This window comes from Enterobacter sp. Ap-1006 (assembly GCF_011752835.1).
Classification (GTDB): domain Bacteria; phylum Pseudomonadota; class Gammaproteobacteria; order Enterobacterales; family Enterobacteriaceae; genus Cedecea.
In genome coordinates, this window is record NZ_VWWU01000003.1 from 290566 (window position 1) to 314746 (window position 24181).

Sequence of the window (24181 nt, forward strand, 5' to 3'; positions counted from 1 at the left end):
AAATTGCAATTAGCGGCCCTAAACCGGAAAATGGCGCCCATTTCTTAGCGAAGCAGCAAATAAATTATGAGCGTACGTTTAGTGTTAGCCAAAGGGCGTGAGAAGTCGTTATTGCGCCGTCATCCATGGGTTTTCTCTGGGGCTGTTGCACGCCTGGAAGGCAAGGCCAGTCTCGGTGAAACGGTTGATGTGGTGGACAGCCAGGGCAAATGGCTAGCCCGAGCGGCATATTCCCCTGAATCGCAAATCCGCGCCCGCGTCTGGACCTTTGATCAGGCTGAAAGTATTGATATCGCCTTCTTTACCCGCCGCCTGCAGCAGGCCCAGCAGTGGAGAGACTGGCTGGCTAAGCGTGATGGGCTGGACAGCTACCGCCTGATCGCCGGTGAATCTGACGGTTTACCGGGCGTGACTATCGATCGTTTTGGCAACTTCCTGGTGCTGCAGCTGTTGTCTGCCGGCGCAGAATATCAGCGCCCGGCCCTCGTTGCCGCCCTGCAGTCTCTCTACCCTGAATGCTCTGTTTACGATCGCTCCGATGTGACCGTACGTAAGAAAGAAGGCATGGCTTTGACTCAGGGGCCGGTCAGCGGTGAACTGCCTCCTGCCCTGCTGCCTATCGAAGAACACGGTATGAAGCTGCTGGTAGACATTCAGGGCGGGCATAAAACAGGCTATTACCTCGATCAGCGCGACAGCCGTTTCGCCACTCGCCGCTACGTTGATAATAAACGCGTCCTGAACTGCTTCTCCTACACCGGCGGTTTTGCCGTTTCTGCGTTGATGGGTAACTGCAGCCAGGTGGTAAGCGTGGATACCTCTCAGGACGCGCTGGATATCGCCAGAAAAAACGTAGAGCTGAACAAGCTTGATCTCAGCAAAGCCGAGTTTCTTCGTGACGATGTGTTCAAACTGCTGCGCAAATATCGCGACCAGGGCGAGAAATTCGACGTCATCGTCATGGACCCGCCTAAATTTGTTGAAAACAAAAACCAGCTGGCGGGCGCCTGCCGGGGCTATAAAGACATCAACATGTTAGCGATTCAGTTACTGAACCCTGGCGGCATTCTGATGACTTTCTCCTGCTCCGGGCTGATGACCACAGATTTATTCCAGAAAATCATCGCCGATGCCGCCGTAGATGCCGGGCGTGATGTACAATTTATAGAACAGTTCCGCCAGGCGGCCGATCACCCGGTGATCGCAACCTACCCGGAAGGGCTGTATCTGAAAGGGTTTGCCTGTCGAGTCATGTAGCTTGAAAAGGCGGAAATTGCCCGCATATTCGTATGCAGAGTAATGTTCCCGGGAGGTGACTATGATTGCCAGCAAATTCGGTATTGGCCAGCAGGTTCGCCATTCTTTACTGGGCTATCTGGGCGTGGTGGTCGACATTGACCCCGAGTATTCGCTCGATGAGCCGCAGGAAGACGATCTGGCCGACAATAGCGCACTCCGCGCGGCGCCGTGGTACCACGTTGTCATGGAAGATGAGGATGGCCAGGCGATTCATACCTATCTCGCCGAAGCTCAGCTCAGTTCTGAAGATGACGACGAGCACCCTGAACAGCCGTCAATGGACGAACTGGCTGCCTCGATACGCCAACAGCTTCAGGCCCCACGCCTGCGTAACTGATAAAAAACCCCGCCGATGCGGGGTTTTTCTTATTTCGCCAGCCCAAGACGAGGGATTTCAATCGCCGGGCATTTATCCATCACAACGCTTAATCCCGCATTCTGTGCCAGCACCGCGGCCTGCTCATTAATCACGCCAAGCTGCATCCATAGCGTTTTCGCTCCCACGGCGATGGCATCCTGCGCGACTCCCCAGGCGGCATCAGAATTACGGAACACATCGACCATATCAATTTTCTTCGGTACGTCCGCAAGCGTGGCATAGCCCTGCTGCCCTAACAGCGTTTTACCCGCGACCTTCGGCGACACAGGAATAACCTCATAACCTTGTTTGAGCAGGTAATCCATCACCCGATAACTCGGACGATCGGGCTTGTCGCTGGCCCCCACCAGCGCAATGGTACGGGTGGTTTTCAGGATATTTTCGATATCACTTTGTTTCATAGCGCCCCCTAAGATGTTGTCTGAAGTGTATGCCAAACCCCGTCACCCAGCCATCTTTCTACTGGATACTCAGGCGCGCAATTTCTGAAAATATGTCTATATGTTAATAAACAGGTCTCAGGAAAAACTTTGAAATATCCACTCAGCATGTTCACCAGGGAGAGTGAAATGAGAGCAGGTCTGCCACTTGCAGGGCTAATATTGATGCTACCAACCCTGGTATGGGGAACCACACTTCGCCTTTCCGCCGATGTGGATTTACTGGTTCTGGATGGTAAAAGAGTTTCCAGCTCGCTCCTTAAAGGGGCGGACAGCATTGAAATAGATAATGGGCCACATCAGTTGGTTCTGCGCGTTGAAAAAAAAATAAACAACGCACGCAGCCGATCTTCTGGGGTTTCCCCCCCGACGGTGATCAGTTTTGACACCAAAGAGATAGATCAGGTCAATATTGTTCTACCGCTAAAAGATCCCAATCATTCTGGAGCCGCCTTTCAAATTAAGCTGCAGGACGGACAGGGTCATTCCATTCCCATCCGAACCGATATTTTGGAGATAAAACCCGATCCAACCGGAACGGATTATGAAGAAGAGACACAGCGCTATAACAAATCAGGAAAAAAAGCGTCAATGCCCGGATTCGCAAACCGCATGACCAACGAAGGTATTCTGCAATTTGCCCAGGCTAATCCAGACCTTCCACCGGCGCAGTCTGAAGTGCTGACAGAGCAACGGCTGAGATACTGGTTCAGTCAGGCCGATAATCCGACCCGGGCGCGTTTTTTACGCTGGGCAAATGAGGCACCCAACCCATAGCAATGCCTCGAGATACCTCGCTTTTTTGACGTTCTGCTCTTGCAGCCCCTGGCGCTTTTAGTAATCTGTTAGCAGCCTAAAACTACCCAGGAAAAGAGAATGGAACTAACAACCCGCACCCTTGCGGTAAAAAAACATATCGCACTGGTTGCCCACGATCACTGTAAGGACGCGCTTTTGAAGTGGGTACAGCGCCACAAAGCAACGCTTGCCAACCACACTCTCTATGCCACCGGGACAACGGGTAATTTAATTCAGCGAGCAACAGGGCTTGAAGTCAACGCCATGCTTAGTGGCCCAATGGGGGGCGACCAACAGGTAGGCGCGTTAATTTCCGAAGGCAAAATTGATGTCCTGATTTTCTTCTGGGACCCGCTCAATGCCGTTCCTCACGATCCCGACGTTAAGGCCCTGCTGCGCCTTGCGACCGTCTGGAATATCCCGGTCGCCACCAACCTTTCTACCGCAGACTTTATTATTCACTCTCCGGGCTTCAATGAGAGCGTGGATATTCTTATTCCGGATTACCAACGCTATCTGAATGAACGCCTGAAATAATCACGGACGATTAGCCGCGGGCACACCCAGCCGCTTAAGTGCCTCAACAAAGACAGAAGGTTCCTGCTTGTTGAACATAAGCCAGACCCGATGACGTGCTCGCGTCAGCGCGACATAAAGTAAACGCCGCTCCTCTGCGTCCGGGAAATCCTCCGGCTGTGGCAGGAGCGCCTGCTCCATGATTGACTCCCGCGCGGGTGCCGGAAAACCTTCTTTTCCTTCCTGCAAACCAAGAATGATCACATAGTCCGCCTGCTGCCCTTTGCTGGCGTGGATAGTCATAAAATCGATGTTGAGCTTAGGCCATCGCGTTGAGGCTTTTTCCAGACTTTCCGGACGCAAATAGTGATACCGCGCCAGCACCAAAATTCGCTGTTCGGGTAAGGCATACCCACTAAGTTTGTCCAGCAAATCATCGAGCCTGTCATCGGCAAGCAGAGTTACCGCTTTTTTGTCCCCTTTAGAGAGGCTATTGAGCGGCTTACGCAGTTGATACGGATTTTGCTGCACAAAACCGTTAGCAATCTCGCCGATTCGGTCGTTAAAACGATACGTGGTATCCAGAGCGCAGCTGTCACCCTCCCCAAAATGGTGGCTAAATGCCGTGGTGAGCGTCATTTCTGCTCCGCTAAATCGATAGATTGCCTGCCAGTCATCTCCCACGGCATAAAGCGAAGTATGGGAATTCTGCCGTCTTAAAGCAGCCAGTAAGGCGGCCCGCTGGGGGGATATGTCCTGAAACTCGTCGACAAGGATATGCTTCCACGGGCTGATAAAACGCCCCTTTTCGAGCACGTTAATTGCCTGATGAATCAGCCCGGAGAAATCTACCGCCTCTTCGGCTTTCAGGGCGGCTTTCCAGCTTTTTAACAATGGCGCCATCAGCTTAATACGTTTAGTGAAGAGTTCTCTGACCTCTTCTGGCGCGCTGTCTATCATTTCAGCCTGTGAACCTCCATGCATCCGCATCAGGCCGAGCCAGCGGTCGAGCCGGCTGGCAAGCCGCTTCGCCAGGCGTTTGTCCTGCCAGTATTCACCTTCTGGAACATCCCACTCAAGCTCTTCGCTCAGCCATTGCCGCCAGCCTTTGGCCATCGCCTTCTTTTCCCGGCATTGCTGCTGCCAGCTGTCGATCAGCAACTGATGGCGAGCCGCTGTGTCGCTCTCAAGTTCACTGACTCGAGGGGCTTTTTTGCTCCCCTGTTGAATAATGTGTAGCGCCAGTGAATGGAAAGTTCTGGCAGAAATCGCTTCGGTATTAAGGCGGCTGGCTATACGCTCATCCATTTCCTGCGCGGCCTGACGGCCAAAGGCTAACAGCAGGATTTGCTCCTCTGTTGCTTCACCGCGCTGTAACAACCATCCGGCACGCGCCATAAGAACGGAGGTTTTGCCGCTACCGGCCCCAGCCAGCACCAGGAGCGAATCTTCTCCATTCACCACGGCCCTGGCCTGAGACGGATTCAGCGGCGAACTTTCAACCTGCTCAAAGAAAGCGGCATATTTTTCCAGCATCCGTTCGGTATAAGCGCTATTACGCTGGTGTCGGCGTTCTTCACCCTGTTCAAGCCAGGCTTTACATATGGACCACGCTTCCCGGCAATTTTCGAACTCACCAAGTCGGGCATGCGGTAGCGGGAGGGCTGAAATAGCTGCGCGGAGGTTATCTTGTAACGCCTGCATATCACTTCTCCGGAACCACACCTCCTTGCGGGTGCGCTGAGCAATCTCCTCTCGCTGAGCGGTTAATACTTCGGCGGCAACTTCACTCATCTCCGTGCTCCAGTTGAGCCAGAGCGAACTCAGATGATGGAAAAAGCGCTGAGTCTCCGCCCATTCGGTACCGTGCAGGCGAACTACTTTGTCATCAGGAAGAACGAATTCAAGCTCTCCCCAAACCAGGCCACGCTTACAGTTAATCGCGATTAACTGATTGAATGGAATGAGATATTCGTGGCGATCGCCTTTAACCTCAACGCCGGCAAGCAGCAGTTTGACCCGGTTATAAGGGTGCTGGGCTAAATGCTTGCCAAGAGAAGTTGCTTTGAGTTCCATTACGTTGCCCGATCCAATGTAAGAGTTATGGCTCAAGTTTAACTGCCGATGGAATGACGCTCCAGAGTAAAAACGCGTTATAATTTCTGCGGTTAATCACTCTTTATTTTTCTGTCAGGGAAGCGTCACTATGCGTACCGTACTTAATGTTCTGAACTTCGTGCTGGGTGGCTTCTTGACCACCCTCTCCTGGCTATTTGCCACGCTGGTGAGTATTGTGCTGATTTTCACCCTGCCACTGACTCGCTCCTGCTGGGAAATCACCAAGCTTTCCTTTGTGCCCTACGGCAATGAAGCCATTCATGTGGATGAGCTTAATCCACAGGGTAAAAATACGCTGCTAAATACGGGGGGGACCCTGTTGAATGTTCTCTGGCTGATCTTCTTCGGCTGGTGGCTGTGCATTATGCATATCATGGCGGGCATCGCGCAGTGTATTACCGTAATTGGGATCCCTGTAGGAATTGCGAACTTCAAGATTGCTGCCATTGCGTTATGGCCCGTTGGTCGCCGGGTTGTTCCAGTCGAAGTGGCAAGAGCAGCACGCGAATCCAATGCACGTCGCCGTTTCCAGTAAGGAGCCGTTGTGCTGACCCTAAGCCCACTGGTACGTCGTTACACCTGGAACAGCGCCTGGCTTTACAACTTGCGCATATTTATTGCCCTTGCAGGCACTGCGGCACTGCCGTGGTGGCTCGGTGAAGTCAAGCTGACGATTCCCCTCACGCTTGGCGTTGTGGCTGCCGCCCTGGCCGATCTCGACGACCGGGTAAGTGGTAGGCTACGAAATTTACTGATCACTTTAGTCAGCTTTTTCATTGCTTCAGCGTCTGTTGAGCTGCTGTTTCCATGGCCGTGGCTGTTTGCAGTAGGCTTAACGGTCTCCACCAGCGGATTTATCCTCCTTGGAGGGCTGGGCCAACGCTATGCCACCATTGCCTTTGGTGCATTGCTGATTGCTATCTACACGATGCTCGGTATTTCCCTCTACGAGCACTGGTATCAGCAACCACTATTCCTTTTAGCCGGCGCCGTCTGGTATAACCTCCTGACCTTAGCTGGCCATTTAATTTTCCCGATTCGTCCCCTGCAGGACAACCTGGCACGCTGTTATGAAAGCCTCGCTAACTTTCTGGAAATTAAAGCCGCACTGTTTGATCCTGATATCGAAGAAGAAAGCCAGGCTCCAATGCTCCAGTTGGCCATGGCTAACAGCCAGTTAGTCACCACGCTAAACCAGACGAAAAGCTCATTACTGACTCGCCTCCGCGGCGATCGGGGGCAGAGAGGGACTCGTCGAACACTTCACTATTATTTCGTAGCCCAGGATATTCACGAGCGGGCAAGCTCGTCTCATATTCAGTACCAGGCCTTACGCGATAAGTTTCGCTATAGCGACGTGATGTTCCGCTTTCAGCGTCTGCTAACGATGCAATCTCATGCCTGCCAGCAGCTCTCTCGATCAATCCTGCTGCGAGTCCCTTATCAGCACGACCCACGGTTTGAACGCGCATTTACCCATCTGGACTCCGCTCTGGACCGAATTCGTGCCAGCCATGCAACCACTTCTGAGATAAAAGCGTTAGGCTTTCTGATTACAAACTTGAGGGCAATTGATGCGCAACTGGCAAACATTGAATCAGAACAGGCCATTGCTGAGCCGCAGAACGATCCCGAGAATCGTTTAGCCGACGACAAGCTGACCGGCTTCGATGATATCTGGCAGCGGCTAAAGCTTAACCTCACGCCTGAATCCGCACTCTTTCGTCACGCAGTGCGTATGTCCCTGGTTCTCTGTGTGGGCTATGCGTTTATTCAGTTTACGGGTTTGCAGCATGGTTACTGGATACTTCTGACCAGCTTGTTTGTCTGCCAGCCCAACTACAGTGCAACCCGGCGACGCTTAGCGCTGCGTATCATCGGCACACTGGTTGGGGTGGCCGTTGGCCTGCCCTTACTTTGGCTTGTCCCATCTCTCGAAGGCCAGTTGATACTGATCGTCATTACTGGCGTGCTGTTCTTCGCTTTCCGAAATGTGCAATACGCCCACGCCACCATGTTTATTACTCTGCTGGTATTACTGTGTTTTAATCTGCTAGGAGAAGGTTTTGAAGTCGCTCTCCCGCGCGTGATTGATACCCTCTTAGGCTGCGCAATAGCCTGGGCGGCGGTGAGTTTCATTTGGCCTGACTGGCGATTCCGCCGGCTTTCACGGGTCGTTGAACGTGCGTTCAACGCCAACTGTCGCTATCTGGATGCAATTCTTGAGCAATACCATCAGGGACGTGATAACCGCCTGGAATATCGCATTGCCCGGCGGGATGCCCATAACAGAGACGCCGAGCTGGCCTCCGTGGTTTCAAATATGTCTTCCGAGCCTCGAGTCTCCGCTGAGGTGCGTGAAGCGGCGTTCCGTCTGCTTTGCCTGAACCACTCGTTTAACAGCTATATCTCTGCATTAGGTGCGCACAGGGAAAAACTCAACCACGGCGATACGTTGATGTTGCTTGATGACGCCGTCTGCTACGTTGATGACGCACTGCATCACTTGCCTGTCGATGAAGGACGCGTTCAGGCTGCCCTTACAGGGCTCTCCGCCCGCATCTCGCAGCTTGAGACTCGGGCAGACACAAAAGAACCCCTGGTTCTGCAACAAATTGGGTTATTAATTGCTCTTCTGCCAGAGATCTCTCGTCTTCAGCAACAAATCTCTCAGTGCTCCGAGTAAGGCTGGCGCCGCTGCTCATAGCGGCGCCACCAGTCCGTCAATTCTTTGCGAACATCAGCAGGCAGTACAGCCTCATGAACACCACGAATAGCGCCTGCAAGCGCGAGCAGTACTTTAATACCTACCGTTTTCCGGGTACTGCGTAATTTTAGCCATGACCGTTTTGCCCCAAAGAGTTGAAGCGTTTGTGGATCATTAATGCCCACCTCACGAAGCATAACTTCAATATTCAGGGAAAGATTGGGGAGATCCTTAAGGCGGCGAGAACGTATCTTAATTTGTGTCTTCTCCCGTTGGGCGCTTCGTAAAGCCAGGGAAGAGAGCTGGACGAGTTTATCGGGATTTTCCCAAAGCTCTTCATCGACACGATAGTAATTCAGTGCAACTGGGAGCCCCCGTTTACTGTACATCAGCGGTGGGGCCGACTTTTGGATGAAATATTCCGCGCACTGTTCACAAGCTCGAAGGTAAAGCTCATCTTCCGCCACCATAGCAAAAACCACACCGTCGACGGTCAGACTATAACCGCCAAATAACGGTCTGTAGCTGATTTTACCCAGTGACGAAAGATATTTCCGTGATTTATGAATTCTAAGAAATGTCACCTTTTTCATAATATGTCCTTATATATCAGCTGGTAAATAGCTGCTTTAGTTACTTATCCTCTTAATCCCTGAAAATAAGTAAGGTTAAAGCTAATGGCAACGACAATTTCATCGGTGTCGCTTTTGCGTACGGAAAATGCGAGACACTTTCCGAAATTCCGGTTGATCTTTGTTCGTACAGACATTACTGTATATGCATACAGTAACCCATTAGGCGGGACTCACTATGCACTCACATAACGTTCAAACTCACTTTCGTCATGTTGCAGTTACTGCGCACACCCCGGCGCAGTCTCTCTCTGATAACAGCGTACAGGGGTTAATCAGTGAAGTGGTCTACAGCGAAGAGAGCCCATGTGTTACGCAGTTTATTCTGCTACCTTTATTACAGCAGTTGGGACAACAATCCCGCTGGCAACTATGGCTAACGCCGCAGCAAAAACTCAGCCGTACATGGCTGCAGGCGGCTGGGCTGCCGCTGGCAAAAGTGATGCAGGCAAATCAGTTAGATCCTCTCTGCACCGTTGATGCAATGGTGAAAGCTTTGCAGACGGGAAATTACAGCGTAGTCATCGGCTGGCTAACGGAAGAATTAACAGATGAAGAACATTTACGGCTGACAATAGCAGCCGAAGCTGGCAATGCGATGGGCTTTATTATGCGTCCAACCAGCACAGGGACATCCGGTTCAAGACCACGAAATGGCCTAAAAATTCATTCTAGTTTGTATCATTAAGTAAATTTAGGAGAAATCCTGGAATTTTTTACGTATGCCATATAATCCGCTGTCATGATTCAAAAAGTCCCGTCATATGGCGGTTTGACGGGGTTTATTGGATAGGCGTGCCGCTCAAAAAACAGTCCATTCTGTAAAAAAATATGTATGCAAGTCGTTTTTTTTCATATGCCTGACGGACTTCACACTTGTAACTTTCCAACTACGTTGTAGACTTTACCTCGCCAGGGTTGCTCTTCATAACACCGATATATCGGTAGAGTAACAATTGAGCGTAAACCCGGGCGAAGGATTTAACCCTGGGCTTTAAATTGGTTTAGAGCTCATGGCCTTTTGGATGATAATGAGGCGCAAAAAATGAAAAAGACAGCTATCGCGATTGCAGTGGCACTGGCTGGCTTCGCTACCGTAGCGCAGGCCGCACCGAAAGATAACACCTGGTATGCAGGTGGTAAACTGGGCTGGTCTCAGTTCCACGATACCGGCTGGTATAACAAGGACCTGCAAAACAACGGTAACACCCACGAAAGCCAGCTGGGCGCTGGTGCCTTCGGTGGTTATCAGGTTAACCCGTACGTTGGTTTTGAAATGGGTTACGACTGGCTTGGCCGTATGCCTTACAAAGGCAGCGAAGTTAGCGGTGCCTTCAAAGCTCAGGGCGTACAGCTGACCACCAAACTGGGTTACCCAATCACTGACGACCTGGACATCTACACCCGTCTGGGCGGCATGGTATGGCGTGCAGACTCTACAAACACCATCGCTGGTAAAAACCACGACACCGGTGTTTCCCCAGTATTCGCTGGTGGTGTTGAGTGGGCAGTTACCCGTGACATCGCTACCCGTCTGGAATACCAGTGGGTTAACAACATCGGTGATGCACAGACCGTTGGCGTTCGTCCTGACAACGGCATGCTGAGCGTAGGTGTTTCCTACCGCTTTGGCCAGCAGGAAGAAGCTGCACCAGTTGTAGCTCCAGCTCCAGCTCCAGCTCCAGAAGTACAGACCAAACACTTCACTCTGAAGTCTGACGTTCTGTTCAACTTCAACAAAGCAACTCTGAAACCAGAAGGTCAGCAGGCACTGGATCAGCTGTACACCCAGCTGAGCAACCTGGATCCTAAAGATGGTTCCGTTGTTGTTCTGGGCTACACCGACCGTATCGGTTCCGAGCAGTACAACCTGAAACTGTCTGAAAAACGTGCACAGAGCGTTGTTGATTACCTGATCTCTAAAGGTATCCCAGCGAACAAAATCTCTCCACGTGGCATGGGCAAAGCTAACCCAGTTACCGGCAACACCTGTGACAAAGTAGCGCCTAAAGCTAAACTGATCGACTGCCTGGCTCCAGATCGTCGCGTTGAGATCGAAGTTAAAGGTATCAAAGAAGTTGTAACTCAGCCTGCGGCATAAGTTACCCTTCCTTGAACAAAAACCCCGCCATGGCGGGGTTTTTTATTGTCTGAGACTTCGCGATGGCGAGGTCGTGCACGCTTTCAGTGCTTTATTTTTTACCGAGCATAGCCTGCAGATCCTGCTTAAGCGTCGACATCTTGCTTTCCACCTTCTCTTTGCGCTCCGCATCTTCAATCAGTTGAACAACCGTTTCCGAAAGCGTATTGCCGCGACGCTGTGCAAGCCCGGCCAGACGTTGCCAGACAAGATATTCCAGATCGATGGATTTCTTGCGGGTATGCTGATGCTCAGCGTTAAAATGCCTTTTACGCCGTGCACGAATCGTTTGCTTCATGCGGTTATGCAGCGCCGGGTTCATATGCTGATCAATCCAGCTCTGAACCAGAACCGGCACATTCTCCAGCGTCAGGAGCTGCTCTACCGCCTCTTGGGCTGCACTGGCCTCAATGTATCGCGTGATTAATTCCCCTTCGCGATGCTTCTTAACCAGATACTTCCACTTCCAGCCGCTCTCGAGATTTTCCAACTGTTGATATTTCATTGTGATCTCAGTGTGACCGTGTAACTTAGTTCAGAATAACAGTTTTTCCGCCATTCGCTGAACTGAAAATCAAAGCTGTGAGAGGGATAAAACTGTGTTACTGCTTTATCCGTGTGCTACCCGAGCGATTCTTGTATAATCGCGCCTTTGACATCTCATTAAAAAATATAGCGACTTTGACGACTAATCGACTTGACTGGCGTGCCCTGGTGCCTGATACCGAAAGCTATCAGGAAATTTTTGCACAGCCTTATGATACCGACTCGGCCCCTCTTTCTGCGGTTCAACCTCGTTTAGTTTACGGGATTGAGCAACTCAACCTTTCCGTTTCTTCCGTCGATCTAATGCTGATAAAAGCCCCGGAAGAACAAGAGTATCTGGATCTAATCGCCGCGGCCGTTGAAGCATCCCATGATGAAGCCGAAGAAATCATCGGCGGACATTATCTCATTGAAGGTAATCGGGTCACCCTGCACCCGGCCGGAAACGCTGACGATAACTTTGCGTCCAGCGGAGAAGTTATTGCCGCTGACTGGGTTGAACCGGAGCAACTGTTCGGCTGCGTGCGGCAGTTTGCGGGCGAGGTGTCGCTGGAGCCCGGCCTGATCCATCGCGTGAACGGCGGCGTCCTGGTGCTGTCGATGCGTAGCGTCCTTGCCCAGCCGCTGCTGTGGCTACGCCTGAAACAAATCATGACCCAGGGGCGTTTCGACTGGATTTCACCTGACGAAACTCGTCCGCTGCCGGTAAAAATTCCGTCATTAGCGTTGGATTTCAAACTGGTCCTGGTTGGCGAGCGTGACTCGCTGGCCGATTTCCAGGAAATGGAAATGGATCTGGCTGCAGCCGCTATCTACAGTGAATTTGAAGACAACCTGCAAATTGCTTCTGCCGATGAAATGGCGCTTTGGTGTCAGTGGATCTATGCCATCGCCGCTGAGAAGTCATTGCCAGCACCTGCAGCCGATGCCTGGCAACCGCTGATTCGTGAGGCCGTCCGCTACACGGGCGATCAGGAAATGCTGCCACTCTGCCCTTCCTGGATTTCACGCCAGCTGCGTGAAGTCGCGCCGTTTACCGAAGCAGAAAGCTTTAGCGCCGAACAGCTCCAACAAATGCTTGAACAGCGTGAATGGCGCGAAGGTTTCCTGGCCGAGCGCATGCAGGATGAAATCCTGATGGAGCAAATCCTGATTGAAACCGAAGGCGAAATGATCGGCCAGATTAACGCGCTGTCGGTCATTGAATTCCCGGGTCATCCACGGGCGTTTGGTGAACCTTCCCGTATCAGTTGCGTGGTTCACGTCGGTGATGGGGAGTTTACGGACGTAGAGCGCAAGGCAGAACTCGGCGGTAACATTCACGCCAAAGGGATGATGATCATGCAGGCATTTCTGATGTCAGAGCTGCAGCTTGACCAGCAAATCCCGTTTTCGGCGTCCCTTACCTTCGAGCAATCCTACAGTGAAGTTGACGGCGACAGCGCCTCCATGGCTGAGCTTTGCGCCCTGATAAGTGCCCTGGCTAACGTCCCTATTTATCAGCACATTGCGATCACCGGCTCTGTGGATCAGTTCGGCCGTGTACAGCCCGTTGGCGGGCTGAATGAAAAAGTGGAAGGTTTCTTCCGCATTTGTCAGCAGCGTGAGTTTAGCGGTGCCCAGGGTGTTATTATTCCTCTGGCGAACGTACGTCACCTGTCGCTGCATAAAGATGTACTGGAGGCCGTCGAGCAAAATAAATTCTCGATTTGGGCAATTGACGACGTGGCTGATGCCCTGCCGTTATTGACCAATCTCCCGTGGGATGGCGAAGGGCAAAACACCCTGATGCGTGCGGTGCAGGAGCGTATTGCTCAGGCCTCGGCGCCGGATGTTCGCCAGCGCTTTCCGTGGCCGCTACGCTGGCTCAACTGGTTCAACCACAACTGATCGGACTTGTTGAGCGTACACGTGTTAGCTAACCTGCGTGCTTCATTATAAAAAGGCTTACTGTAGACATGGTAGATAAACGCGAATCCTATACGAAAGAAGATCTTCTTGCCTCAGGGCGTGGCGAACTGTTTGGGGCTGAAGGCCCGCAGCTGCCTGCACCTTCCATGCTGATGATGGACCGCGTAGTCAAGATGACCGAGGACGGCGGTAACTTTGATAAAGGTTACGTGGAAGCCGAGCTGGATATTAACCCTGACCTGTGGTTCTTTGGTTGCCACTTTATTGGTGACCCGGTGATGCCTGGCTGTCTGGGGCTTGATGCCATGTGGCAGCTGGTTGGTTTCTACCTCGGCTGGCTCGGTGGCGAAGGCAAAGGCCGCGCGCTGGGCGTGGGCGAAGTGAAATTTACCGGTCAGGTTCTCCCTACCGCGAAGAAAGTTACCTACCGCATTCACTTCAAACGCGTTGTGAATCGCCGCCTGATCATGGGCCTGGCTGACGGTGAAGTACTGGTTGATGGCCGTGTGATCTACACCGCAACCGACCTGAAAGTGGGTCTTTTCAAAGACACGTCTGCTTTCTAATACCGTTTCATCTGGCTTTACCTCGAAAGCATCCATTGTTCGCAGTGGGTGCTTTTTTGTTTCTATCGCCCGCCTGAATGACGCTTTCTTGCCGTGGTTTTTATGGCGTTAATTGCTTAAACAACGTTCGAAATCACAAATCGTGAAGATAAAAAACGCCCCCTCTTGCCTGGAAAACGTTATGCGTTATGTTGATTTTTAGTTTCTCAAATGTAACTAGAGGTTAACAATAATGTCGAATAAGTTACGTATATCTTGCCTTGCTTCTGCCGTGCTGCTCTCTACCTCCGCATTTTCTGCTGTGCCTCAGGGCTATCCGGCGGATTATCAAAAAATCATCGATGCCGCGACCAAAGAAGGCAAAGTGGTGCTCTACTCCACCACCGACACCAAAACCGCGGCCCCGCTTATTCAGGGCTTTGAGGCCGCATATCCGGGCATCAAAGTAGAATATAACGACATGAACAGCACCGAGCTGTACAACCGTTATATCAGCGAGCAGGCCGCCGGCGGTACCAGCGGTGACGTGGTCTGGAGTTCTTCCATGGACACGGCATTAAAGCTCGCCACCGACTATGCCCAGGAATACAAATCCCCGGAGCAAGGCCAGTTGCCGAAGTGGGCAGTCTGGAAAGACAAGGCCTACGGTACCACCTATGAGCCGGTCATTTTTATCTACAACAAACGCCTGATCCCAGCCAATGAAGTGCCTGACAGCCATGCAGCGTTGGCCAAACTTATCGCCAGCCAGCCCGAAAAATTCAGCAAAAAAGTCACCACTTACGATATTGAAAAATCCGGTCTCGGTTTTATGCTTTCGGTACAGGATCACAAGGCCGATCCAAATTACTTCCAAACGCTCGCCGATGTAGCCAAAGGCGGCCTTTCGGTTCAGTCCTCAACCGGCACCATGATGGAGCGAGTCTCCTCGGGTGAAAACCTGATTGGCTTCAACATTCTGGGCTCTTACGCCGAAGCCCGTGCCAAAACGGACACCTCCCTCGGTATCGCTTATCCGAAGGACTACACCCTGGTGCTGTCACGCGTCTCCTTTATCAGCAATGAAGCGAAAAACAGCAACGCGGCGAAGCTGTGGATTGACTACGTGCTGTCTGAAAAAGGGCAAAACATCCTCGCTAATCAGGCGGATATTCCTTCCATCCGCAATGATATCGACGGTGACAACGACATTGACGGCATGACCAAAAAACTCGGCAACGCCCTGAAGCCGATTCCGGTGGATGAAACCCTGCTGGAATACCTGCAGCAGAAAAAACGCCTGGACTACATCAAGCAGTGGCGCGAAGCCGCCGCGAAATAATCCTTTGATGAGGCGTGCCGTCCGGCTGCGCCTCGCTTAACCCGAACACATTAGGCTATTCAGGCTAACTGACCTGAGGGATCGTTACATGGATGCATTACGCAGAAAGTGGCAAAGCCTGCCGCGCGGCATTGTGGTGCTGATAACTGCGCTGGTTATCTATATTCCGCTGTCGTTTATCGTTATACAGAGTTTTCTCTCGGCCCCCTTCTTCTCCCCATCGAAGGAGTGGAGCCTCGAATCTTTTGAATTTATCTTCACCGACTCCGATTTTTACCTGGCGCTGAAGAGCGGCTTTATTCTGGCCTTTGGCCTGGTGGTGATTGCCATCCCGCTGGGCGGCATTCTGGCTTTCCTGATGGTGCGTACTGACCTGCCGGGCAGACGCATCATTGAGCCGCTGATTCTGGTGCCTATTTTTGTGTCACCGATGGTCTTGGGATTTGGCTATGTGGTGGCCGCAGGCCCGGTTGGCTTCTTCTCCCTGTGGGCGCAGTCGTTGCTTGGTTTCGTGCCGTGGAATATCTACGACATGTCGAGCATCGTGGTGATCGCAGGCCTGACGCATGTGCCCCACGCCTATCTCTACATCTCCTCGGCCCTGCGCAGCGTAGGTTCCGACGTAGAGGAAGCGGCTCGCACCGCAGGTGCAACGCCGCTTCAGGTGATGACAGCCGTCAGCCTGCCGATGGTGCGTCCGGCAATGCTATATGCCACCGTGCTGCTGTTCTTTCTCGGGCTGGAAGTTTTCGGTCTGATGCTCGTGCTGGGCGATCCGGAAGGCAACATGGTGCTGGCAACGTATCTCTACAAGCTCACCAATAAGCTCGGGACGCCGTCCTATCATCTGATGGCTGCCGTCGCTGTCGTGCTGATTTGTATCACTATCCCGCTGGTCATGCTGCAGCGCCGACTGATGCGCACGGCAAACCGCTTTGTCACCGTCAAAGGCAAAGCCTCTCAGGCGCGAGCCTTGCCGCTGGGTAAATGGCGCTGGGTCGCAGGCGCAGTCGTGGCGTTCTGGCTGACCGTCACCATCGGGGTGCCGCTGATTGGCGTTATCCTGCGCTCCTTTATCTCCAACTGGGGCGTGGGCGTTTCACTGTGGGATGAACTGTCGCTCAATACCTTCCGCACTATCTGGGAACAGCCCAACCTGCTGCGGGCCATCGTCAACTCAATGGCGATAGGGGTCATCGGCGGCGCGCTGGCGGTGGTTTGCTACCTGTTTATCGGCATCGCCATGCACAGAAAACCAGACAACGTGACCCGCTTCCTGGACTACAGCGTGCTGGTACCTCGTGCCGTGCCTGGCCTGCTGGCCGGTCTGGCCTTCCTGTGGGTGTTTTTATTCCTGCCGATGTGGCTGGATAACGCGCTGAAGTCCGGCTGGCTTTCCGGTATGCCGTGGTCCCAGTGGCTGCGGGATAACCTTATCGTCTGGCTACGCTCGCTGCGCAGCACAATATTCAGCGTCTGGCTGGCCTATACCGTCGTGTGGATGGCCTATGGCCTGCGCCTTATCTCGTCTACCCTGCTGCAGGTTGGGCCGGAGCTGGAAGAGGCCGCCCGCAGCACCGGGGCAAGCCGTGGGCAAATTACCCGCCACGTCACCATCCCGCTGTCGCGTTACGGCCTCATTGGCTCCTGGCTGCTGATGTTCCTGATCTTTGAGCGTGAATATTCTACCGGCGTCTACCTGCTTTCCCCTGGTACGGAAACCATCGGTTCCATGCTGGTTTCGCTGTGGGCCGCGGGCGCCATCGATATTGTCGCCGCACTTTCCTTTATTAATATTCTGTTCGTGGTGTTAGGGCTCGGCATTGCCCTTCGTTTTGGAGTGAAATTACATGATTGAGTTATCGGTCGAGAACCTGCACTTAACCTACGGCGACAACCCCGTGCTGAAAGGCGTTTCCATGGAGCTGAAGCGCGGCGAAGTCGTGTCTTTGCTTGGCCCTTCCGGCAGCGGCAAAACGACGCTGCTGCGCGCCGTCGCCGGACTGGAAAAACCCACCCAGGGCACAATTGTTATCGGCAAAAGCAACGTTTACGACGGCGCATCCCGCAAAGAGATCCCGGCCGAAGAACGTAATCTTGGCCTGGTCTTCCAGTCTTATGCCCTGTGGCCGCATAAAACCGTCTTTGAAAACGTCGCTTACCCGCTCAAGCTGCGTAAAGTGGCGACGGCGGAAATCAACCAGCGCGTACAAGCCGTTTTGGATCAGTTGGGGCTTGGGCACCTCGGCCAGCGCCACCCTTATCAGCTATCCGGTGGGCAGCAGCAGCGCGTCGCGATTGGCCGGGCGCTGGTTTATAACCCGCCTGTGATTCTGCTTGATGAACCGCTTTCCAACCTGGATGCGAAGCTGCGCGAAGAAGCCCGCGTCTTCCTGAGAGAACTGATTATCAAGCTAGGGCTGTCGGCGTTAATGGTCACCCACGATCAGAACGAAGCGATGGCCATTTCTGACCGTATTCTGCTGCTGAATAACGGCAAAATTGAGCAACAGGGCACCCCGCAAGAGATGTATGGCTCACCGAAAACGCTGTTCACCGCCGAGTTTATGGGCAGCAATAACCGCCTGAACGGTAAAGTGACTGAGGTTCGCGACGGTAAAGCACGCATTGAGGGCAGCGGCTGGGCGCTCTGGGGCAAAGCTGGGGCTGGCGTCGTGGCCGGGCAGGAAGGGACGGCGGTGATTCGCGTGGAGCGCGTACGGATTGCCGATCTGCCGGGGGAAAACGGAATGACGCTACCGCTGTTAACCAGCATGTACCTCGGCGATCGCTGGGAATATCTCTTCCGAACCTCTGGAGATGATTTCGTGATTCGCGCCTACGGCAATGATATGCGCGATGCTCAGCCGCATCACCTCCAGTTGCCAGAGCAGCACGTCTGGATTTTCCCTAAACCCTGATCGATGTTACACCGGTCCAAAAAGGCGAAACCTCCGCGATGCGGAGGTTTCTTTTTCTAAAGAGACAGTGATTACGCAGTAACCGCCCTGTCTTCCATGGCTTCTCGCCAGCCTCCCATCCAGTAGGACCTCTGATTCAGAGTCTGATACGGACAAATCTCTTTTGAGCGTCCGGCGATACCTGCCTGATAACCACGTTGATGTGCCCGTTCCAGGCGATCTCGTTTTTGTCTCTTCATGCCTCGTTTCCCTCATTACATTGTCTGGTGGAAAAGAAAACAGTGATTACAAAATGTGCAACCACGGATAAGCAATAACGCGAAATTCAGTGAGCGTCAATGCGCAAAATTCACGCCAATGTCATATTTCCGCGATATTCTGGTTATCTTTTCGACAAAAACTGAGACGCGCCTGTCGCTAACCGGTTCAGCAAAAAAGAAAAGCTGCGACCACCCGAAGGTGAAAATCGCAGCTTTTTTGTACCAATCATTTTACCTATCAATTAAGGCGTGTGAGCGCCGAAGCAATACTCTTCGCTTCCTGCTGCCAGCCCTGAGCCAGGGTTTTCACCATGGCATCGTAGCCGTCATCCTGTTGCTTCAGTTCGATATGGAACGGGCGCTTAATAATTTCGCCCTGACGCTTCAGGAGCCACTCTCCGCTGACAATGACCTTGCCATCATAGCGGCCGTGAAAACCGGTTACATTGACGCTCAACGCATCCTGATCGTGGCCTAGCGGCTGAGAGGCAACCACCCAGCCTGGCAATGCGCTGCTGAGATTACTGACCAGCGCGTTGCGCAACTGCTGGTCAAGCGGGCTGGCCCAAAGATTACTGGTGGCGATGACATACTGCACATCAGTTGTCTGGTAAACCACCCCAGTGCCGGCGAGGAAATCAGGCACGGTGACCTGATCGACCCACAGCAAGTGGCTTCCAGGCTGGCTCACGGCCTGCATAGCAGGCTGTGAAGTTTGCGGCAGCTGATAGTACGTTTTGCCATTGTCGCTCCCGCTACAGGCGGAAAGCGCTAAGACGGCGGCTAGCGTGAGCCACTTTTTCATGGTTGTGCCCTCTTCGGCTGCGGATCCTTTTTATCCTTCGCTTCAAATATCAGCGAGTTGCTCTTGTCGTTCAGCGTACGCAATACCGGCTGCAGCTCGCGCAGCACCTGATCAAGACGCTGCATATCCGCCACCATCTTGTTATAGGCCGCCGAGCCCGGCTGGAAGCCCTGCATACTGCGGTTCAGCTCGCGAAGCGTTTTCTGCATATCTTCCGGTAACTGCTGCATCGACTGACTGGAAGTAATCTTGTTCAGATTGTCCAGCGTCTGCTGCAGGTGGCGCATCGTTTTCTGGCTTTCAGCCAGCGTATTCGTGGCCTGTTCCAGCATCGGGTTAATCGGCAGGTTGTTGATTTTATCCAGCGTCTCCAGCAGTTTTTGCTGAATTTGCGCCAGGCCACCGCTCACCGTTGGAATAAGCGGGTAGCCCGCGATTTGAGGCAGATCGCCCAGCGCTTTCTCTTTCGGATAGAAATCAAGATCGATAAACAACGCTCCGGTCACCAGGCTCCCGGTTTTCATCGAGGCACGCAGTCCGCGCTTGATCAATACCTGCAGATTGGTCGAGATATCCGCGCCATCTTCAAGCATATTTTTCAAGCGTTCTGGCTCAATGCGGATCAGCACCGGAATGCGGAAATCGTCATTCAGGCTTTGGCGCATTTTTTCGTTGAAGAACGGAACCTGTGCCACCGTCCCCAGGCGAATGCCGCGGAATTCCACCGGCGCACCTGGCTGCAGGCCACGAACAGAATCTTTGAAGAACATCAGGTAATCGATATGGTTGGTATACAGCGAATCCTGAATACTTTTCTGATCGTCAAACAGCTGGAAGTCAGCGCCCGTTTCAACCGGCTTGCCCCACTCCCAGCCTTCAGGCACGTCGAAGCTGACGCCCCCACTAAACAGCGTGGTTAACGACCCCATCTCCACGCGCATCCCCTGGGCGGACATATCCACGGCGATGCCGCTGTCTTTCCAGAAACGGACGTTGCTGGTAATCAGCCTGTCGTTTGGCGCCGCAATAAACAGCTGGTAGCTAATCGCTCGCTTATTGGTATCAAAGGTGCTGGTTTCCACCGAGCCTACGCGGTAGCCGCGGAACAGCACCGGATCCCCCGGGGTAAGCTGGCCCGCTTTTTTACTGTCGAGCGTAATGCGAATGCCTTTGGCATCAGGTGGCGCCAGCGGCGGCGCATCCAGCAGAGCATAATTCTCGGGCTGCTCGCCTTTGGTCCCCGGCTGCAGCTCAATATAGGCGCCGGACAGCAGCGTGCCGAGCCCGGAGATCCCTTCGCGCCCCACCTGCGGTTTTACCACCCAGAACACGGAATCTTTGTGCAGCAGCTTCTCCATCCCGGAATTTAGCCGCGCCTTAATTTCTACATGGTGTAGATCGTCCGTTAGCTGTGCACTCTCCACTACCCCAACGTCTACGCTGCGGCTTTTGATGGTGGTTTTACCGCCCTCAATCCCTTCTGCGTTGGCGGTGATCAGGGTCACTTCCGGCCCCTGATGACTGTAGTGATAAAACAGGATCCAGGCGCCAATCAGCGCCGTTACGATGGGAAAGATCCAAACCGGCGACCAGTTTTTTACCTTCTGCACTTTCGCCTCGCCGTGCTTATTTTCCATGTTCGGAAGACTCCTCATCAGTTACATCGTCAGCGCGATCCCAGGACAAGCGAGGGTCAAAGGTCATCGCAGCAAACATCGTCAAAATCACTACACAGGCAAACATTAACGCCCCCATAGCCGGGTAGATATTCATCAGCCCGCCCATGCGCACCAGCGCGGAGAGAACGGCAATCACAAACACGTCGATCATCGACCAGCGGCCGACAAACTCAACAACTTCATAAATCAGGTGCATCCGCTCGCTGTCACGTTTGCCGTGCCCTTTTGCATCCCAGCACAGCCAGGCTATAGCGATCATTTTTAGCGTAGGCACCATAATACTGGCGATAAAAATCACCATTGCCACCGGATAAGATCCCTCACTCCAGAGCAGGATCACCCCGGCCAAAATGGTGGAAGGATATTTGCTGCCCAGCATTTCGGTGACCATGATCGGCAAAATGTTTGCCGGCAGATAAAGCATAATGGAGGTGATCAGCAGCGCCAGCGTCCACTGCAGGCTGTGCCTGCGGCGAACGTGGCCGTGTGTCCCGCAGCGTGGGCAGACCAACGTATCCGCCTCAACGATAGCCGTGCAGCAGGAACAGGAGCGCAGCCCCTGCTTAATCCCCGACACGCCAACTTTTAACGGATGGTGCACTGGCGGCATGGGCGCAATATCATCCCAAAGCCAGCGCCGGTCCACGCACTGGAAGGCTCGAAGCTGCAAAATGCAGAACAGGCACCAGGGAATAAAGCTGCTGCCCACGCCAATGTCCCCATAGGCCATCAGCTTCACGAAGCTAACCAATACCCCGGCGAGGAAGATTTCCGCCATGCCCCAGCTTTTCAACTGGAACAGCACTCGCGCCAGCCAGCGTTTAAGCCCAAAAGGTAATTTTGCCTGGTTGACCAACAGCAGGATGGTTATCAGGCAAAAAGCCGGCACCGCCTGAACAAAAAGCAGAAAGAAGGTGCCGAGGCTGGCGTAATCCTCGGAAAACATCACGCCGGGAATTTGCATCAGCGTGACTTCGCTGCTGATCCCGGCCACCTTCATATTGATGAAAGGAAACAGGTTAGCCAGCAGCAGCATAAACAGCCCCGCCAAAGCGTAAGCCGTTGGCCGCTGACGCGGCAAAAACCACTGCGTGACTAACGGAGTGCCACAGCGCGGGCAGGAGGCTTTGTGGCCATCCTGCAGGGCGGGCAGCGCCACCAGCAAATCACATTGTCGACACAAAATATGCGAGCGATGGTGGTGCGTGGCACACATCGTAACTCTCCTTAGATTACGAGCCGTTTTTCAGCGCTTCCAGGTACTCCCAGCGTTCAAATGCTTCTTCCAGAGCCTGTTCAGCCGCGGCCATTTCCGCCAGGACTTTTTGGGTCACATCGTGCGGCTGGTTGAAGAAATCAGCATCAGCGATCTTCGCCTGCAGCGTGCCTAAATCGGCTTCAAGCTGCTCAAGCCGTTGAGGCAACTGCTCTAATTCGCGCTGCAGGTTATAGCTTAGTTTGCTATTGGCACGTTTAACAGGTTCTGCTTTTTGCGATTCGACCTTCTCGGATTTAGCCGCAGCAGCCTGACGCAGCGGCTGAGCAGAACCCTGCTGGCCTTTGGCATCATGGTAACCTCCGACATAGCGACCAATTTTGCCCTGGCCTTCGAAGATCCAGCACTCGGTCACGGTATTGTCGACAAACTGACGATCGTGGCTGACCAGCATCACGGTGCCCTGGTAACCATCAATCAGCTCTTCCAGCAGCTCCAGGGTTTCGACGTCCAGATCGTTGGTTGGTTCATCGAGGATCAGCAGGTTGCTAGGTTTTAAGAACAAACGCGCCAGCAGCAGACGGTTGCGTTCCCCACCGGAAAGCGCACGCACCGGCGTCATCGCGCGTTTAGGATGGAACAGGAAGTCCTGCAGGTAACCCAGCACATGGCGCGGCTTGCCGTTCACCATCACTTCCTGCTTACCTTCCGCCAGGTTATCCATCACGGTACGGTCAGGATCCAGCTCGGCACGGTGCTGATCGAAGTAGGCCACTTCCAGCTTGGTACCGCAGTGTACGCGGCCACTGTCGGCCTGAAGCTGGCTCAGCATCAGCTTCAGCAGCGTGGTTTTGCCACAGCCATTCGGCCCTACCAGCGCGATTTTATCGCCACGCAGCACCTGCGCGGAAAAATCACGCACCAGCGTTTTACCGGCAACCTGATAGTTAACGTCTTCCATCTCGAAGACAATTTTGCCTGAACGACTCGCTTCTTCCACCTGCATCTTCGCGCTGCCCATCACTTCACGACGCTCTCCGCGTTCGCGACGCATCGCTTTCAGGGCACGAACGCGCCCTTCGTTACGGGTGCGACGGGCTTTGATGCCCTGGCGGATCCACACTTCTTCCTGCGCCAGCTTGCGGTCAAACTCGGCGTTCTGTAACTCTTCCACGCGCAGGGCTTCTTCTTTTGCCAGCAGATACTGATCGTAATCGCCAGGGTAAGACACCAGCTTGCCGCGATCGAGATCGACAATGCGGGTGGCCATATTGCGGATAAACGAACGGTCGTGGGAGATAAAGATAATGCTGCCCTGGAACTCTTTCAGGAAGCCTTCCAGCCAGTCAATGGTTTCGATATCGAGGTGGTTAGTCGGTTCGTCCAGCAGCAATACGCGCGGAGAGCTGACCAGCGCACGCCCCAGCGCGGCTTTACGCAGCCAGCCGCCGGACAGCGCAGACAGCTCGGTATCCGCTTCCAGACCAAGCTGCTCCAGCACTTCGTTAATACGGCTATCAAGCTGCCACAGGCCCTGATGATCGAGGATCTCCTGAATGCGAGCCATCTCGTTGAGGTTCTTCTCGCTCGGATCGCTCATTACTTTGTGGGAGATATCGTGGTAGGCCTTCAGGTATTCCGCCTGCTCTTCCACCCCTTCCGCCACAAAGTCATACACCGTGCCCGCAACGTTACGCGGCGGGTCCTGCTGCAGGCGAGCGACGATCAGATCCTGCTCATAAACCATGCGGCCATCGTCCAGCGGGACTTCGCGGTTGAGGATCTTCATCAGCGTTGATTTGCCCGCGCCGTTACGGCCGACCAGACAGACGCGTTCGTTTTCTTCGATGTGTAATTCGGTGTTATCTAACAGCGGCGCGTCGCTAAACGACAGCCAGGCACCGTGCATACTAATTAATGACATGAC

Annotated in this window: 22 protein-coding genes; 13 read left to right on the forward strand and 9 right to left on the reverse strand. The window is 53.3% G+C overall.

What is annotated here, in order from left to right; translation table 11 throughout:
• Positions 1-66 precede the first annotated feature (66 nt).
• Both rlmI and hspQ read left to right on the forward strand, forming a co-directional pair.
• A complete protein-coding gene (rlmI, locus tag F3J28_RS09645) occupies positions 67-1257 on the forward strand; it encodes a 23S rRNA (cytosine(1962)-C(5))-methyltransferase RlmI (RefSeq protein WP_008461267.1) in 1191 nt (396 codons plus the stop codon).
• 61 nt (positions 1258-1318) lie between these two features.
• A complete protein-coding gene (gene hspQ, locus F3J28_RS09650; protein WP_008461265.1) occupies positions 1319-1636 on the forward strand; it encodes a heat shock protein HspQ in 318 nt (105 codons plus the stop codon).
• 29 nt (positions 1637-1665) lie between these two features.
• Here the strand turns inward: hspQ and F3J28_RS09655 are convergent, their stop codons facing one another.
• Complete coding sequence (locus F3J28_RS09655) at positions 1666-2079, reverse strand: CoA-binding protein (protein WP_166875345.1); 414 nt, start codon at positions 2077-2079, stop codon at positions 1666-1668.
• Positions 2080-2247: 168 nt separating this feature from the next.
• Here F3J28_RS09655 and csgI point away from each other — a divergent pair, with 168 nt between their 5' ends.
• A complete protein-coding gene (gene csgI / locus F3J28_RS09660) occupies positions 2248-2895 on the forward strand; it encodes a curli synthesis inhibitor (RefSeq protein WP_166876558.1) in 648 nt (215 codons plus the stop codon).
• A gap of 99 nt (positions 2896-2994) precedes the next feature.
• Complete coding sequence (mgsA, locus tag F3J28_RS09665) at positions 2995-3453, forward strand: methylglyoxal synthase (protein WP_008461260.1); 459 nt, start codon at positions 2995-2997, stop codon at positions 3451-3453.
• On the opposite strand, the gene helD is transcribed toward mgsA, so the two are convergent.
• Positions 3454-5508, reverse strand: a complete 2055-nt coding sequence (helD, locus tag F3J28_RS09670; RefSeq protein ID WP_166875348.1) for a DNA helicase IV — start codon at positions 5506-5508, stop codon at positions 3454-3456.
• A 130-nt stretch (positions 5509-5638) separates the two neighbouring features.
• Here helD and F3J28_RS09675 point away from each other — a divergent pair, with 130 nt between their 5' ends.
• Together F3J28_RS09675 and yccS are read left to right on the forward strand one after the other, a co-directional pair.
• Positions 5639-6085, forward strand: coding sequence for a YccF domain-containing protein (locus F3J28_RS09675; protein ID WP_008461256.1), 447 nt, complete (start codon positions 5639-5641; stop codon positions 6083-6085).
• Between the two features lie 9 nt (positions 6086-6094).
• Positions 6095-8236: a YccS family putative transporter gene (gene yccS / locus F3J28_RS09680; protein WP_166875351.1), complete on the forward strand. Its 2142-nt coding sequence runs from the start codon at positions 6095-6097 to the stop codon at positions 8234-8236.
• Here yccS and F3J28_RS09685 read toward each other — a convergent pair.
• Complete coding sequence (locus F3J28_RS09685) at positions 8221-8850, reverse strand: TfoX/Sxy family DNA transformation protein (RefSeq protein WP_166875354.1); 630 nt, start codon at positions 8848-8850, stop codon at positions 8221-8223. The two genes, yccS and F3J28_RS09685, sit on opposite strands and share 16 nt — an antisense overlap.
• 217 nt (positions 8851-9067) lie before the next feature.
• Between F3J28_RS09685 and sulA the strand changes: the two genes are divergently transcribed.
• A complete protein-coding gene (gene sulA / locus F3J28_RS09690; protein WP_166875356.1) occupies positions 9068-9577 on the forward strand; it encodes an SOS-induced cell division inhibitor SulA in 510 nt (169 codons plus the stop codon).
• 357 nt (positions 9578-9934) lie between these two features.
• Positions 9935-10990, forward strand: a complete 1056-nt coding sequence (ompA, locus tag F3J28_RS09695) for a porin OmpA (protein WP_166875358.1) — start codon at positions 9935-9937, stop codon at positions 10988-10990.
• 91 nt (positions 10991-11081) lie between these two features.
• Here ompA and matP read toward each other — a convergent pair whose 3' ends face one another.
• Entirely contained in the window at positions 11082-11534 is a 453-nt protein-coding gene (gene matP / locus F3J28_RS09700) for a macrodomain Ter protein MatP (protein ID WP_008461251.1), read from the reverse strand.
• Positions 11535-11710: 176 nt separating this feature from the next.
• On the opposite strand from matP, the gene F3J28_RS09705 reads away from it, so the two are divergent.
• The 5 genes from F3J28_RS09705 (at position 11711) to F3J28_RS09725 (ending at position 18294) form a co-directional block, all read left to right on the forward strand.
• The gene (locus tag F3J28_RS09705; RefSeq protein ID WP_166875361.1) at positions 11711-13465 is read left to right on the forward strand and encodes an AAA family ATPase; all 1755 of its coding nucleotides are present in this window, start codon (positions 11711-11713) and stop codon (positions 13463-13465) included.
• Positions 13466-13533: 68 nt separating this feature from the next.
• Positions 13534-14052, forward strand: coding sequence for a bifunctional 3-hydroxydecanoyl-ACP dehydratase/trans-2-decenoyl-ACP isomerase (gene fabA, locus F3J28_RS09710; RefSeq protein WP_008461248.1), 519 nt, complete (start codon positions 13534-13536; stop codon positions 14050-14052).
• A gap of 232 nt (positions 14053-14284) precedes the next feature.
• Positions 14285-15373 carry an ABC transporter substrate-binding protein gene (locus tag F3J28_RS09715; protein ID WP_166875364.1) on the forward strand — a complete coding sequence of 363 codons (1089 nt, stop codon included), beginning with the start codon at positions 14285-14287 and terminating at the stop codon, positions 15371-15373.
• An 88-nt stretch (positions 15374-15461) separates the two neighbouring features.
• Entirely contained in the window at positions 15462-17231 is a 1770-nt protein-coding gene (locus F3J28_RS09720; protein WP_008461246.1) for an ABC transporter permease, read from the forward strand.
• Positions 17224-18294 carry an ABC transporter ATP-binding protein gene (locus F3J28_RS09725; RefSeq protein WP_166875366.1) on the forward strand — a complete coding sequence of 357 codons (1071 nt, stop codon included), beginning with the start codon at positions 17224-17226 and terminating at the stop codon, positions 18292-18294. The genes F3J28_RS09720 and F3J28_RS09725 overlap by 8 nt, the downstream gene beginning before the upstream one ends.
• A 71-nt stretch (positions 18295-18365) precedes the next feature.
• Here F3J28_RS09725 and rmf read toward each other — a convergent pair whose 3' ends face one another.
• The 5 genes from rmf to F3J28_RS09750 form a co-directional block, all read right to left on the reverse strand.
• On the reverse strand, positions 18366-18533 hold the full coding sequence (gene rmf / locus F3J28_RS09730) for a ribosome modulation factor (RefSeq protein WP_008461244.1): 168 nt from the start codon (positions 18531-18533) through the stop codon (positions 18366-18368).
• A gap of 259 nt (positions 18534-18792) precedes the next feature.
• Positions 18793-19359: a membrane integrity-associated transporter subunit PqiC gene (pqiC, locus tag F3J28_RS09735; RefSeq protein ID WP_008461243.1), complete on the reverse strand. Its 567-nt coding sequence runs from the start codon at positions 19357-19359 to the stop codon at positions 18793-18795.
• On the reverse strand, positions 19356-20996 hold the full coding sequence (pqiB, locus tag F3J28_RS09740; protein ID WP_008461242.1) for an intermembrane transport protein PqiB: 1641 nt from the start codon (positions 20994-20996) through the stop codon (positions 19356-19358). The genes pqiC and pqiB overlap by 4 nt, the downstream gene beginning before the upstream one ends.
• Positions 20986-22254, reverse strand: coding sequence for a membrane integrity-associated transporter subunit PqiA (pqiA, locus tag F3J28_RS09745; RefSeq protein WP_166875369.1), 1269 nt, complete (start codon positions 22252-22254; stop codon positions 20986-20988). Before pqiA ends, pqiB begins: the two co-directional genes overlap by 11 nt.
• A gap of 16 nt (positions 22255-22270) precedes the next feature.
• Entirely contained in the window at positions 22271-24178 is a 1908-nt protein-coding gene (locus tag F3J28_RS09750; RefSeq protein ID WP_166875372.1) for an ABC transporter ATP-binding protein, read from the reverse strand.
• Positions 24179-24181: the final 3 nt, after the last annotated feature.